The organism is Mycolicibacter nonchromogenicus (assembly GCF_002101775.1).
In the GTDB taxonomy this organism is placed as follows: Bacteria; Actinomycetota; Actinomycetes; order Mycobacteriales; family Mycobacteriaceae; genus Mycobacterium; species Mycobacterium nonchromogenicum.
Genome location: NZ_LQPI01000040.1, coordinates 1 through 14209, shown reverse-complemented (window position 1 = coordinate 14209; position 14209 = coordinate 1). Strand labels below are relative to the sequence as shown.

The 14209-nt window shown below is 67.5% G+C and carries 13 protein-coding genes; 6 read left to right on the top strand and 7 right to left on the bottom strand.

All coding sequences use genetic code 11. From position 1 onward, the window contains the following. Window positions 1–39: 39 nt before the first annotated feature. From AWC18_RS09525 to AWC18_RS09495, 7 genes are all read right to left on the bottom strand, one after another. Window positions 40–141: a 30S ribosomal protein bS22 gene (locus AWC18_RS09525; RefSeq protein ID WP_003402602.1), complete on the bottom strand. Its 102-nt coding sequence runs from the start codon at window positions 139–141 to the stop codon at window positions 40–42. Between the two features lie 184 nt (window positions 142–325). Beyond that, window positions 326–535, bottom strand: a complete 210-nt coding sequence (locus AWC18_RS09520) for a helix-turn-helix domain-containing protein (protein WP_024442553.1) — start codon at window positions 533–535, stop codon at window positions 326–328. 139 nt (window positions 536–674) lie between these two features. Beyond that, window positions 675–1526, bottom strand: a complete 852-nt coding sequence (gene proC, locus AWC18_RS09515) for a pyrroline-5-carboxylate reductase (RefSeq protein ID WP_109560035.1) — start codon at window positions 1524–1526, stop codon at window positions 675–677. 219 nt (window positions 1527–1745) lie between these two features. Then, entirely contained in the window at window positions 1746–2579 is an 834-nt protein-coding gene (locus AWC18_RS09510; protein ID WP_085138523.1) for a thioesterase family protein, read from the bottom strand. Window positions 2580–2611: 32 nt separating this feature from the next. After that, the gene (locus AWC18_RS09505) at window positions 2612–3454 is read right to left on the bottom strand and encodes a sugar phosphate isomerase/epimerase family protein (protein ID WP_085138522.1); all 843 of its coding nucleotides are present in this window, start codon (window positions 3452–3454) and stop codon (window positions 2612–2614) included. A gap of 17 nt (window positions 3455–3471) precedes the next feature. Continuing rightward, entirely contained in the window at window positions 3472–4386 is a 915-nt protein-coding gene (locus tag AWC18_RS09500; RefSeq protein ID WP_085138521.1) for an Rv0497 family membrane protein, read from the bottom strand. Further along, a complete protein-coding gene (locus AWC18_RS09495; protein ID WP_064997196.1) occupies window positions 4383–5378 on the bottom strand; it encodes a Ppx/GppA family phosphatase in 996 nt (331 codons plus the stop codon). The genes AWC18_RS09500 and AWC18_RS09495 overlap by 4 nt, the downstream gene beginning before the upstream one ends. Before the next feature lie 71 nt (window positions 5379–5449). Here AWC18_RS09495 and AWC18_RS09490 point away from each other — a divergent pair, with 71 nt between their 5' ends. The 6 genes from AWC18_RS09490 to AWC18_RS09465 all read left to right on the top strand — a co-directional run. After that, window positions 5450–6256: a DUF3109 family protein gene (locus AWC18_RS09490; RefSeq protein WP_085138520.1), complete on the top strand. Its 807-nt coding sequence runs from the start codon at window positions 5450–5452 to the stop codon at window positions 6254–6256. Between the two features lie 289 nt (window positions 6257–6545). Continuing rightward, a complete protein-coding gene (locus AWC18_RS09485) occupies window positions 6546–7343 on the top strand; it encodes an ABC transporter ATP-binding protein (RefSeq protein ID WP_234806473.1) in 798 nt (265 codons plus the stop codon). Next, window positions 7325–9856: an FtsX-like permease family protein gene (locus tag AWC18_RS09480; protein ID WP_085138519.1), complete on the top strand. Its 2532-nt coding sequence runs from the start codon at window positions 7325–7327 to the stop codon at window positions 9854–9856. Before AWC18_RS09485 ends, AWC18_RS09480 begins: the two co-directional genes overlap by 19 nt. A 29-nt stretch (window positions 9857–9885) precedes the next feature. Further along, window positions 9886–11253 carry an FAD-binding oxidoreductase gene (locus tag AWC18_RS09475; RefSeq protein WP_085138518.1) on the top strand — a complete coding sequence of 456 codons (1368 nt, stop codon included), beginning with the start codon at window positions 9886–9888 and terminating at the stop codon, window positions 11251–11253. A 94-nt stretch (window positions 11254–11347) separates the two neighbouring features. Next, the gene (locus tag AWC18_RS09470; protein ID WP_085138517.1) at window positions 11348–12793 is read left to right on the top strand and encodes an amidase family protein; all 1446 of its coding nucleotides are present in this window, start codon (window positions 11348–11350) and stop codon (window positions 12791–12793) included. 132 nt (window positions 12794–12925) lie between these two features. After that, a partial coding sequence (locus tag AWC18_RS09465; RefSeq protein WP_109560034.1) for an HNH endonuclease signature motif containing protein occupies window positions 12926–14209 on the top strand: 1284 nt, incomplete at its 3' end.

Genomic DNA, 14209 nt, shown 5'->3' with positions numbered 1-14209 from the left:
ACGACCTCGGCGCGGGGCTCCGGACGGGCCTGGGCAGGGTTACTTACCGAGTTTTCTGCGCTGCACGCGGGTACGGCGAAGCAGCTTGCGGTGCTTCTTCTTCGACATGCGCTTGCGCCGCTTCTTGATGACTGAACCCATGAACTCCGCTATCTGCTTCTGCCCGCGCCGACAATTGGGCGCTGCTGAACTTGATCGACCCGGTTACTTTACCCGTAGGCGGGCACGGACCGGAAAACCGCACCTGACCCTACCCAGGACAGCCGACCCCGGGCGTCGCCGTGCGGCGACGCCCGGGGGGCGCTTACCTGTCGACGCGCTCTTGTTAGCCCGCGTCGAAGAAGGAGGTTTCCAGCAGGTCGTGCACCGCCTTGGCGTGTACCCGGAAAGACCGGCCTACCCGTACCGCGGGCAGCTCGCCGTTGTGCACCAGGCGGTACACCGTCATCTTGCTGACCCGCATCAGCGCAGCCACCTCGGCCACGGTGAGAAATTGTGTCGTGTCACGCGCCGAAGGCCCGTTCGCAGACGTCATCGTTACCCATTTCAATCAGGCACGTGCAGTCCCAGCGGCTTCCCCTCCGCTGCGCCCACACGCACAGACATAGAGGAGAATAGCGGGACGGATGGGGTTCCTGCGACTAGTGAGAGCCAATATGTGAAAAATAAGTGAATTACTCTGATGTAATTCTTAGCTGCTCAGAGCGTGTTTTTGCGGCCTGAACCGCCCGATCGATCGCGCTTCGCAGGCCACCGGCCTCCAGTTCGCGCAGCGCGGCCGCAGTGGTCCCCCCAGGCGAAGTCACCATCGCTCTCAGGTGGGCGGGAGAGGTGTCGATACTGCCCGCCTCGGCTCCGTCCTGGCGGTCCAGCAGCATCTGGGCCGAACCGGCCATCGTCTGCACCGCCAACTCGGTGGCCGCCGGCCGGCTCAGTCCGGCCGCCACCCCGGCATCCACCAGCGCCTCGACCACCAGGAAGAAGTAGGCCGGTCCTGAGCCCGATACCGCGGTCACCGCGTCCATCTGGTCCTCCGGAACGATCGCCACCGTCCCGACGCACTCGAACAGCGCCGCGACCTCGCTGACCTGCTCGTTGCTGGCGAACCGTCCCTTGGCCAGTGCGCTGGCGCCGGCACCGACCTTGACCGGAGTGTTGGGCATGACGCGCACCACCGCGGCGCCGGCCGGGAGCTTGGACTCCACGTACCCCGTGGTCAGACCGGCCACGATCGTGACCAGCACCTGCTCCACGCTGTCCCCGGAGGCGGCGGCGACGCTCTTGGCGAACTCCGCCACCACGGCGTCCACATCCTGCGGCTTCACCGCGACGATCACGATCGCGGCGTTCTCGATCGCGTCGGCGACGGAGGTCACCAGGACCGAGTACTTCTCCGACAGCTGCCGAGCCCGCTCGCCGTACCGTTCGGCGACCACCAGGTCCTTGACCGGGCGGCCGGCAGCCAGCAGCCCCGCCAGCAACGCTTCGCCCATGTTGCCGCCACCGATGATCGCGATTCTGGTCATGGCGGACATGATTTCAGACCGGGCGACCGCAAGCGTGGCGGAGCCACGCGCGGCGGGTCGCCCGCATCAAACCCAGCGCGACCGCAAGCGCGGCGGAGCCACGCGCGGCGGGTCGCCCGCATCAAACCCAGCGCCACCGCAAGCGCGGCGGAGCCACGCGCGGCGGGTCGCCCGCAAATAAGAACAAGGCGATCACAATCACCGCCAACTGGTCGGCCGCTACCGCGCCGGCACCATCGCCAGTTGGCGGGACTGCACCACGATTCGTCCCTCGCAGTCGACGACCGTGTGGTCCTCGTCGAACCAATCCTGGCCGATCTGCACGCAGCTGCAGATCACCCGCAGCCAACCGTCGGCCGGGATGGCCCGCAGGTAGGCGGTGAGCTGCACGGTGGGCGCCCAGCCGTTGCGGTTGACCGAGTAGGTCACCGGCGCCGACACATCGCCGCACAGCAGCGCGAACAGCACGTCGGGCGCAGCACCTTTGGGGCGCACCCACATCTCGATCACCGGCGGTCCGCCGTCCGAGCGCGGACCCAGGGTGGTCAGTGCCGGTCGGATGTCGCAGCCGTGGGCCAGGTGCACGATGTGTTCCATCGGGTGGCCCGGGCCGATCGGCTCCAAACCGGGCGGCGGCTCCGGCGTCATCAGCGGCACCACCGGGTTGAACGACAGCAGCGGCGGCGCCTGGTGCTCCGGCTCACTGAGCGTGATGACGGCACGCACCGCGGTGCGCTCGCCCTGATTGAGTTCGACGTCGACGAGGCTCACCCGGCGGCCACGCTTGCGGATCGTGGTCACCAGCTGCATCGGCCCGGGGTCGGGAGCCCACAGATAACTGGCCGACACCGCCACCGGCTGCAGCGCGTCTGTGTCACCGCACGCCAACCGGGCGGCGTTGGCGCACAACGCCAGCATCGCGCCACCGTGCACCTTCGGCCCGATGGTCCAGTGCTCGTTGAGCTCGCCGGCAAATGCCGCGACATCGCCACCGTCATGGCCGTCGGTGCGCACCAGGGCCATGGCGTCGGTGAACAGCGTGGATGAGGTCACGCAAGAACTCCTTGTGTTCAGCTATCCGGCGATCAGCGCAGCAGATGCGTCCGGGCGAACTGCAGCGATTCGGTCAGCAGCGCCTCACGCTCGTGCGGCGTGCGCGCCTGCGCGGTGGTCACTTCCAGCACCACATGACCGGTGAAGTCGCTGGCGGCCAGCAGCTGACACACCTCGGCGGTGGGCTGGTCACCGCGGCCGGGCACCAGGTGTTCGTCGGCCGGCAGCCCGGTGCCATCGCACAGGTGCAGATGGGTCAGGCCTGCACCCATCTGGTGCGCGATCTCCAAACCGTCACCGCCGGCGGTCGCGGCGTGCGACAGGTCCAACGTGTAATGCGCATGGTTGCCGTCGAGCGGATCGTGGGACGGCGCAAACGCCGAAATCCCCACTCCCGGACCGCCTCCGCGGCGACGCATCCGCTCGCGGGACTGATCGGCGCCGAAGAACCGGTCGGCGCGGAACGGGAACATGTTCTCCACCGCTATCGCCACATCGCTGGTGGACTCCAATTCGGCGACCTGATCGCTGAAGCCCTCGGCATAGCGTCGCTGCCAGCGAAACGGCGGATGCACCACCACGGTCTGGGCTTCGAGCTGCTCGGCGGCCCGGACGCTTCGCTCCAACTTGGCAATCGGGTTGGAGCCCCACACCCGTTGCGAGATCAGCAGGCACGGTGCGTGCACCGACAACACGGGCACCCGGTACTTGCGCGACAACTTCTGGACGGCGCCGATGTCCTGGCTGACCGACTCCCCCCAGACCATCAGCTCGACACCGTCGTAGCCCAGCCGGGCCGCGTACTCGAAGGCGGCCTCGGCCCGCAGTGGGTAGACCGAAGCAGTCGACAATCCGACCTTGATTGCGGGGCGCACGAAGTAATAGTGAACGGCTAATTGGCGTGCAGCGCCAGCGGCCCCAACGTAACCAGCAAACCGACCGCGACGGCGATCAATGTACTGACGATGTCGACGGTCTTACGGACCGCCTGCACCGCGGCCACCAGACCCAGCGTGACCAGCACGGTGAGCACCAACGCCACGATGCTGTTCCACCGCCACAGCTCGTCGAAGACGATGAACAGGCCGCCGCCGAACGCCACCGCCAAGATCGACTGCAGCACCACCAGCAAGCCGCCCACCACACCTGGGCGGCCTACGTATTGCTCGTCGTCAACGGCCACCTCGGCGTCGCCGGCGTCGGAGTCGGTGGCATCCGCCTCGAGGGCGGCCAGGTCGGCTTCACGAACGGCCTCCATGACACCGGCGGCGATGTCGCTGTAGGTATCGACCGGATCCGGACGCATCTGTTCGGCATCCGAACCCGCTGACCCGGTGTCGGCCGGCTGACCGTTCTCGGCGACGGCCGACCGGCGAATCGGCCGGGGGTAGGGACTTTGTTCCGGTCCGTTGCCACGGGACCCCAGCGGCAGCGCGGACTTGGGCCAGCGCGGCTCTGCTGCCGGCGGCGTGACCGGTTCCGCCCACTGCACGGGGCGCGGGCCGGTGACCGGCCGCTCCTCCTCGACGAAGCCGGGCGCCGGACCGATCGGCAGGACACCGCTCGGCTCACTGTCGGCACCTGCCGACGCCGGGGCAGGGGCTTCGGGCTCGGGTCGCGGCTCGTCGCGGATGATCGGGATCTCCCCGGTCAGTTCCGCGACGGTGACGGCATCGGCATTGCCGCGCCTGCGCCGGCGGCGCCCGGTGACCGGCGGGGAACCGATGGTGCCGTTTTTGGCGAGGAGTTCAGCAACCGAGATGGGTCGCGTCTCGACGTCCCGGGGATCAGGCTTGGGTCCGCTCATCGGTGCCCTCCCTTTGACCGCGCCGCGGCCACGTTCGCCGCTGGAGATCCGAACAGTGTGACACCGTCGGCTTCACTGTCGAGTCTGCGCAGGATCAAGCCCTCCCGCAGCGCCCACGGGCAAATCTCGACTGTTTCGATCGACAGCGCTCGCATGCTCGCTTCCGCCACCAAAGCACCCGCCACGATCTGTGGCGCGCGTTCGGCGCTCACCCCTTCCAGTTCGGCCCGATCAGCCGTGGTCATCCTAGAGATGAATGATATGAGCTGCCTAAGGCCTGTGGCGGTCAATGTGCGACGGACGCGCGGGCCGGCGGCCGAGGGAGCCGCCCCGGTGAGGCGCGCCAGCGAACGAAACGTCTTGGAGCTTGCGACGGCGAGATCCGGTGGCCCGGCGTCCAGCACGGCCGCTGCAGCGCCTGCCAACTCGGTGTCGAGCCAGTCCCGCAGCATGGCTACCCGGCGCCGGCCGGGCGGGTCCTCGGTCAGCCATTCCCGGGTGAGTCGTCCGGCACCCAACGGCAGCGACAGTGCGACGTCCGGCTCCTCGTCCACGCCGCTGGACATCTCCAGCGAACCCCCGCCGATGTCGAGGTTGTTGATCCGGCCGGCACTCCAGCCGAACCAGCGCCGCACCGCCAGGAATGTCAGCCGGGATTCGTCCTCGCCGGCGAGCACCTGCAACTCGACACCGGCCTCCGAACGCACCCGAGCCAGCACTTCTTCGGAGTTGGATGCGTCGCGCACCGCCGAGGTGGCGAAGGCCACCAATTCGGCACAACCCGAACTCGCTGCGATCGTGGCGAATTCGCCCACCGTGGACACCAACTTGTCGGCTCCGCGCCGAGTGATCTTGCCGGAGCTGTCAGTGGCCTCGGCCAGACGCAGCGTGGCCTTGGTCGAACTCATCGGAGTCGGGTGACCACCCCGGTGGGCATCGACCACCAACAGGTGGACGGTGTTGCTGCCGACGTCGAGCACCCCTAATCGCACGCACCCAACTTAGTGGGGCGGGACCCGGACATTGTCAGGCAACGTGAATTTCTGGTCTAGCGTGGAGTTTCGTGACACCCGAGCCGCACCGCTCCCACCCCGGCCGCCATCCCCGGGAAGTCGGTCTGGACTTCCCGCGCGAATGGGTGGAGTTCTACGACCCCGACGACTCCGAACACCTGATCGCCGCCGACCTCACGTGGCTGCTGTCCCGTTGGACCTGTGTGTTCGGTACCCCCGCCTGCCGGGGCATCGTGGCCGGCCGCGCCGACGACGGGTGCTGTTCGCACGGCGCCTTCCTGTGTGATGACGACGACCGGGCCAACCTCGATGACGCAGTCGCCCAACTCACCGACGCGGACTGGCAGCTGCGCGACAAAGGCCTGGGCCGCAAGGGTTACCTGGAGTACGACGAGAACGACGGCGAGCAACAACTGCGCACCCGCACCGTCAAGGGCGCCTGCATCTTCCTGAACCGCCCGGGATTCCCCGGCGGCGCGGGCTGCGCCCTGCACATCAAGGCCGTCCAGCTCGGCGTGGAACCCCTGACGATGAAGCCCGAGGTGTGTTGGCAGTTGCCGATCCGGCGCAGCCAGGAATGGGTTACCCGCCCCGACGAAACCGAGATCCTCAAGACCACGATCACCGAATTCGATCGACGCGGTTGGGGCCCGGGCGGTGAAGACCTGAACTGGTACTGCACCGGCGACCCGGCGGCGCACGTCGGCGCCCGGCAGGTCTGGCAGAGCCTGGCGCCGGAACTGACCGCGTTGCTGGGGGCCAAGGCCTATGCGGAGTTGGCCGCGATCTGCGGGCGGCGCAATGAACTCGGACTGGTGGCCGTTCACCCCGCCACGCAGGCGGCGCGGCACACCTGACCGGAGCACCGTGCACTTGGGTGGCCGAAAATTCATAATCACCGATCGTCGCAGGTCAAGCATCCCTTTCGCGCCGGCGCAACGCTGGGGCAGGCGTCGGCCGGGCGTGCTGCCGCAAGAGCGCGGGGTGACCGGGGTCGCGGTCAAACGATTTTCGGCAGGGCACCCGCGCCGGTATGATCAGCCCTTAGCGCCGCGTAGCGCACCAACTTCGCGGAGTGCGTAAGGAATTGAGAAACGCGCCCATCGCGGGCATGATCGGTTTTATTACGACGCCCGCCGGAGATTCATGATCAGGACCGAGATGCATACCGTGGATATGGAGCTCAACCGGAACGGACACACGCCGCCGGTCGTCCTGAGGCCTCCGGTGGTCCTCGAAGCACGCAAACTCAACAAACAGTTCGGCGAGGGCGATACTGCCACGCCGATTTTGCGTGACATCGATATCCAGATAACCCGCGGCGAATTTGTCGCCATGGTCGGCCCGTCCGGTTCGGGCAAGTCCACCCTGCTGAGCATCCTCGGCCTGTTGGACCTGCCGACCAGCGGCGATGTGCTCATCAACGGCCAGAGCGTCTCACAGCTCTCACGCAAGCAGCTGGCCGCCGTGCGCTGCCAGACCCTCGGCTATGTCTTCCAAGCCTTCAACCTTCTGGCAGGCCTCTCGGTAGTCGAGAATGTGATGCTCCCGGGCCTGCTCGCCGGTAAATCCGGCCGCGACCAACACGCCCACGCGATGAACCTGCTCGATCAGGTCGGCCTGGCCGCCAAGTCCAAGCGCGTCCCGTCTGAACTGTCCGGCGGCGAACAACAGCGCGTTGCGGTTGCGCGGGCGCTTTTCATGAAGCCCGATGTCATTCTCGCCGATGAACCGACCGGCAACCTCGACACCGTAAACGGCCAACGGGTTATCGACGCGTTGTATAACTTGAATGCAGCCGGCCAAACAATTGTTTTGGTCACCCACGATCGGAAAATCGCCGACGACGCTCCCCGTCTGATTTCATTGCTGGACGGTGAAATTGAGACCGACAGCGGAATGGCATACGCGGCAAATAATGTGACATGGCTCGCGGAACATTAGCCGCGACATTCGGCCTGCTGCGGATAATCAACTTCCGCGCCGTCCGTAAACACGCATTCCGGGCCGCGCTGGCGGCGTTCTCTCTCGGTGGCGGTGTGGCTGTCGTCGTGGCCGTCATGATCGAGGTCACCAGCGTCTCCAAGGCCGTCGAAGACGTCGGCTACCAGATCGCTGGACCCGCACCCCTGCGCGTGGTCGGGGCCGCCACCCGCGGCGGCATCAGTCCCGCCGTGGTCGAAGACTCGCGGGCGGTGCCCGGGGTGGCGGCGGTGGTGCCGGTCATCCGTGGAGTGACCATGATCCGCAACGACGGCAAGGAGAGCTTCGGCCTGGGTCTGGGCGTGGACTGCTCCGCCCAGTGGATCGTCGACCCGAAGGTCTGCCAGACCGGGCAGGCCGAACCCCCGCCGGCGATCTCGAAGTCCCTGGGCGACTCCCTGGGCGCCTCGGCGACGCTGGTCACCGATGTCGGGCAGCTGTCGCTGGAGAAGTTCCAGCGAGTCGCCGACCTCGACGAAGTCAACAACGGCCTGGTCGCGGTGCTGCCGCTGAGCATGGCGAAAGTGCAGTATGCCCGCGGAGACCGGGTGGACCTGCTGTATGTGACCCTGGACAAAGACGCGGACGCCGACGAGGTCCAGCAGCGCCTGAAGACCACCCTGGGCCCCACCTACAGCGTGCAGCCCCGCAGCGAACCGGCGAAGGGCTACAACGTCAACGACGTGCTGCTGCCGCTGCTGGGGATCTTCGCGCTGATCTCGGTAGGCGTTGGGGTCATCCTGATCACCCAGATCACCCGGCTCTCGGTGGAGGAGCGCCGGCGCGAGATCGCGATCGCCTCCGCACTGGGGGCCTCGCCCGCGTCGATCATGACCGGGTTCCTCAGCGAGGCCGCGTTGCTGGGCGCGGTGGGCTCGGCAATGGGCGTCCTGACCGGCATCGTGATCTCCGAACCCATCGTGGCCAGCGCCAGCGAACTGACCGAACGGTTCGTCGGCGTCACAGTCCCGGTGATCCTCAAGCCCGCGATCCTGGTGGTCGGCATCCTGGCCGGCATCCTGCTGGCGGTGGGCGCCGCCATCGGCCCCGCCCTGTCGGCGTCGAACACGCCCATCGCTGCCGAGCTGTCGGGGCGGGCGGCCCAGGAACAGACCACGCAGCGCAAGATCTGGTTCAAGGCGCTGCTGCTGCTGGCGATCGGACTGACCGGGGTGATCGCGGCGCGGCTGGCCACACTGTCCGGCGCGCTGGTCGCCTGGCAGGCCATCATCGCCGACGCCGGAGCAGTTGTCGCCCTCATCGGTCTGCTGTTGGCCACCGCCTACTTGAGCGCGCAGGCGATCACCAGCCTGCGCACGCGGCCGGACAAGGCCAGGGGGGCGACGCTGACCATCGCGCTCAATGCGCTGCGCTCGGACCGGTCGCGCACGGCGGCCATCTCGGGAGCCATCGCGGTGCCCGTCGTGGTCGCGATCCTGCTCTCCGGATTCCTGGTGGCGATCCACATCGGCGCCACCAAGGTCGCCGAATCGCAGGCGGACGGCCGCATCGCCATCACCACGACACAGTTCGCGGATTACGGTCCCATTGATGCCCGGTTCGCGCCGCAGACGGTCACCAAACTGAACTCGGTGGACGGGGTGGAAAAGACCGAGCGGATGGCTGAAATCGAGATCAGCCTCAAAGACGGGTCGTTGGCGCATATTCAGGCGCAGGATCGGCCGACATTTCCGTTCGGATTACTCGCGGGACAGTCCCCGGAGGCAAGCCAGAAAGCCAATCAGGTTGTCATCGGCAGCGTCCTGGCCCGTGAGAAGAATCTCCACATCGGTGACACTCTCGTATTTGGAAGTGGACTCGACGCACAGGCGATGAGTATCGGCACCATCGTGGCCACACCCGAATACGGCGGACGCCGAATTTACATGCCGTACGCGGTCGCCGAGCAGATCTACGGGCCCCAGCCCGCAGGCCTGATCTTCGCCACCCCCGCGTCCGGGTTCTCCGCCGACCAGGTCATCGAGAACATCAAGGCCACGGAGTTCGACCAGCCGGTGACCGCGGTGGACACCGACGGCTACGCCGCCGACATCGCGACCTCTATCGGCCGCTATCTCACGCCGCTGAACACGCTGAAGTACGGCCTGCTCGCGATCGCCTTCATCTCGGTGCTGTCGACGCTGCTGTTGGTCGGAATCCGCCGCAGGCGTGAGGTGGCTCTGATCCAGGCGCTGGGCGCCACCCGGGTCCGGGTGTTCAGCATCACCACCGCCGAGGCTGTGCTCGCCGGTGCCGCCGGCGGGCTGTTCGGCGCGGTGCTCTCGATCGCCATCTCTGAAGCCGTACGACGGGCAGCCGTCGTCAACGTCGGTCTGATCACCCCACTGGTGTTCCCCTGGACCGACGCGGTGGTCTATGCCGCGCTGGCCACCATCGCCGCGGTCTTCGCGGCCATCATTCCCGCCTGGAAGAGCACTCGGTCCACCCCGGCGACCGAGCTCCGCGACGAGTGAGCTCGCCGCGCTGACCCGTTAAGGATGCGATGACAGCCACCACTCCCACCGTGCAGGGTTTCACCGGCGATGCCGTCTACCCGGGCGATGCCCGCTACGACGAGGTGCGCCAGGTGTTCAACGGTCTGATCGACAAGCGCCCGCGGGTGATTCTGCAGTGCCGCTCGCAGGACGACATCGTCGCCGCGGTGCGCTATGCCGTGGACTCCGGCGCCCAGATCGCGGTGCGCAGTGGCGGTCACAGCGTCGCCGGCCACTCGACCACGGATGGCGGCATCGTCATCGACCTGACGCAGATGCGTGGGGTGCGGGTCGACCCCGAGGCGCGTGTCGCCTACGTCGACGCCGGCGCCACCTGGGGCGACGTGGACCCGGTCACCAGCAAGTACGGCCTGGCCTGCCCCGGCGGGGTCGTCTCGACGACGGGCGTCGGAGGATTCTCGCTCGGCGGCGGCATCGGGTGGCTCTCCCGTGCTCACGGCATGACCTGCGACAACCTGATCGGTGCGACGCTGGTGACCGCAACCGGTGAGGTGATCACGGTCAGCGAGACCGAGAACGCCGACGTGCTGTGGGGCCTGCGCGGCGGGGGCGGCAACTTCGGCGTGGTGGCGCAGTTCGTCCTGCGCCTGCACCCGGTCGACGGTGTGGTGGCCGGCGTGCAGTCCTACCCCGACGCCGACGCCGAGGCGGCGCTCAAGCACTTCCGCGCGCAGATGGACAACGCACCCGATCACCTGGCGTCCATCCTCGACTTCTCCACCGACCTCACGACGGGCCAGTCGCTGGTCAATGTTCTGGCGTGCTCCTCGCGGACCGACCAGATCGGCAGCGACGACGTGAGCGCTCTGCTCAACGTTCGCGGAGCGGCGGCCAAGCCGGTGGTGGCCGTGCAGCACAAGTTGGACTACTCGACGTGGCAGCAGGCCCTGGACTACACGGCGCCCTACGGCTGGCTGAACTACTGGAAGTCACTGTTCGTCACCGAGCTCACCGACGAGGCCATCCGGCGTATCGCGCTGCTGGGCCGGTCGCGCCCCTCGGCGCAGACCCGCCTGCACCTGATCCGGCTCGGCGGGTACGCCAGCCGGGTTCCGGCGGACTCGACGGCGATCATCGCCCGCCAGCACCCCTACATCATCCATTTGATGGCGACGTGGACCGACCCCGCGGACAGCGCGCGCTGCACGGCGTGGGCAGGCCAGGCGTTCGAGATCCTGCGCCCGTTGGGACCGGCCGGTGCCTACCTGAACTTCGTCGGCGACGAAGGACAAGATCGCATTCGCGCGACATTCGGCGACGCCGGATACCAGCGTCTGGCCGAACTCAAGGCGCGTCTGGACCCTACCAACCGGTTCACCCTCAACCACAACATCGAGCCCGCGACGGGGAGCTGATCGCTTCGCAGTTCTCAGTGTGTCGCCAACGCGGACACACAATTACGTGTGCACACGGTGGGTATTGTTGTCCGCGGGGGAAAGGACGCAAGGGATGCCTGCCGCGCACGATGACGACTTGGCCTTCGCCGGTGTCGCGCGCCTAGCACAGTTGGTGCGCGCGCGTGAGGTGTCGCCGCGTGAACTGGTGGCCCTGTACCTGGATCGAATCGCCCGCCTAGATCCGGTTTTGAATGTCTTCCGCACCGTGATCGGCGACCGAGCGATGGCCGAAGCAGCATGTGTCGAGCAGCGTTTGGCCGCCGGAGAAGAGCTGCCGCTGGCGGGTGTGCCTATCGCGGTCAAGGATGACACCGACGTCGCCGGCGTTTCTTCGATGTGCGGCACCGGAATTGACGTCGGCCCGGCGAGCACCGACAGCGCCGCGGTGCGACGGCTCCGTGCTGCCGGCGCGGTGATCATCGGTAAGACCCATCTCTCGGAGTTCGGCGCCTACCCGGTGAGCGAATCGGCGACGTGGGGGGTGACCCGCAACCCCTGGGACCTCTACCGGACCCCGGGCGGATCCAGCGGAGGCTCGGCCGCCGCTGTCGCCGCAGGCATGGTTCCCGGTGCCACCGGCAGTGACAGCGGCGGATCGGTCCGCATTCCGGCCGCCTGCTGCGGGCTGGTCGGGCTCAAGGGCCAACGTGGCCGCATCAGCACCAAGGAGTCGCCGGAACGCGCCTACCGGTTCCACGGGCTCAACCACATCGGCCCGTTGGCTCGCAGCGTGGTCGACGCAGCGCTGCTGCACGACGCGATGACCGGTCCCGAACCCGACGACGAAATCCCCTCGCCGCCACCGGCACCCCCTCTGATGGAGGCCCTGTTGGCGCCTCCGCGACGGTTACGAATCGCGATGTCGTTCAAACCCGTGGTGCGGGTGCCCGTGAGTGACGAGGTACGCCGTCCCGTGCTGGAGACCGCAGAGTTGTTGCGCTCGATGGGTCACGAGGTCGTCGAGCGTGACCCGGTCTATCCGGTGATGGGTATCGCCGCGGTGCTCGCCCTGTTCATGAACGGGTTCGCCCACGAGATCGAGCGGCTCCCGAAAACCGAGCTGCTGGAACGGCGTATGCAGGCCGAGGCGCGCACCAGCCGGCTGGTCCCGGATTGGCTGGCTCGCCGGGCTGTCGCGGCGGAACCTCGGATCACCGCCCGCTCGCAGCGCAGAATCGCCGACTTCGACATCCTGATGACTCCGGTGCTGGCTATCCCGCCGGTGCGGGTGGGCTATTTCGAGGGCCTCGGGCCGACCCGGGCGATGCTGCGGATGCTCAAGTTCATCCCGTTCACCTTCCCCCAGTGCTACAGCGGGCAACCCGCTATCTCCGTTCCGACCGGTATCGCCGCCGACGGCCTGCCCGAGGCGGTGCACCTGGTGGCACGACCCAACGACGAAGCCACCTTGATTTCGCTTGCCGCGCAGATCGAGTCGGCACAGCCGTGGGCGCACCGCCGACCCCCGACCGAAGCGCTGCTGTCGCAAGTCAGCTGAGCGCGGTCAACGGGGTCGCTGCGGAGTAGCACCACAACCGCTCCACGCATCACTGTTTTCACTTGTGCCACAGTCGTTTTGCTTGTGGATTAAGTTCTGCGGCTTGTCGGGGGTCGGCGGTACCATTAGGACATGCGTTCGAATAGTCGGGAAGAGGTCGTCGAAGTCTTCGACGGCCTCTCGGCCTATCTGGATCGGGCGCTGGACCTCGACTTCGACGCGCTGACCCCCCGCGAATGCCTGGCACTGCTACAACGCTGCGAGCGGCTACGCCGCCGCCTGCCCGCCGTTGAGCATCCGATGATCAACCGGCTCGCCGCCACCGACCCGGTGGAGCTGGGCGGCAAACCCCGCTGGGTGATCGCCGAGGAATTACGGGTCAGCCGCGCTGAAGCGGGGCGCCGCATCAGCGAAGCCGCCGCACTCGGACCCCGCCGGGCCATGACCGGTGAAGCACTAGACCCGGTACTGCCCGCAGTGGCTAGGGCCCAGCGAGACGGCAAGATCGGGGCCGCCCACGTTCAGGTGATCCGGTCCTTCTTTCACTACCTGCCCGCCGATATCGATGCCGGCACCTTGATCCAGGCCGAACGCCACCTCACCTCGTTGGCAGGCCAGTATCGGCCCGAGCAACTGGCCAAACTCGCCCAACGGCTGGCCGATCACCTGCACCCCGACGGCAACTACACCGACGAAGACCGCGCCAAACGCCGCGGCATCGTCCTCGGCCCCCAGGACCGTGACGGCATGAGCCCGATCAAGGGCTACCTCGATCCCCAAGCCCGCGCCACCCTCGATGCCGTCCTGGCCCGCTGGGCCGCCCCCGGCATGTGCAACCCGAATGACAACACCCCCTGCACCGGCGGCACCCCCACGCAAGCGGCCATCGACTCCGACACCCGCAGTGCCGCGCAACGCAACCACGACGCCCTGACCGCCATGGGCCGCGCCCTGCTCGCCTCTGGAGAACTGGGCCAACACAACGGGTTACCGGCCACCATCATCGTCTCGACCACCCTGGCCGACCTACAGGCCGGCACCGGCAAAGCCCACACCGGCGGTGGCACCTGGCTGCCGATGCGCGACGTCATCGCCCTCGCATCACACGCCCACCACTACCTGCGCATCTACGACCGCGCCAAAGAACTCGCCCTGTTCCACACCAAACGCCTCGCCACCCCCGGGCAGCGGATCGTGCTGCACGCCAAAGAACGCGGCTGCTCCCACCCCGGCTGCCCCATCCCCGGCTACCTATGCGAAGTCCACCACGACACCGACTACGCCACCAGCCGCCGCACCCACATCAACGAACTGACCCTGCGCTGCGGCCCCCACCACCTGGGGTTGACCCCTGATGGTGGACACCTGACTGGTGGGACTGCTGGTCCCACGGGAAGGATGTCCGTATGTCGGGCA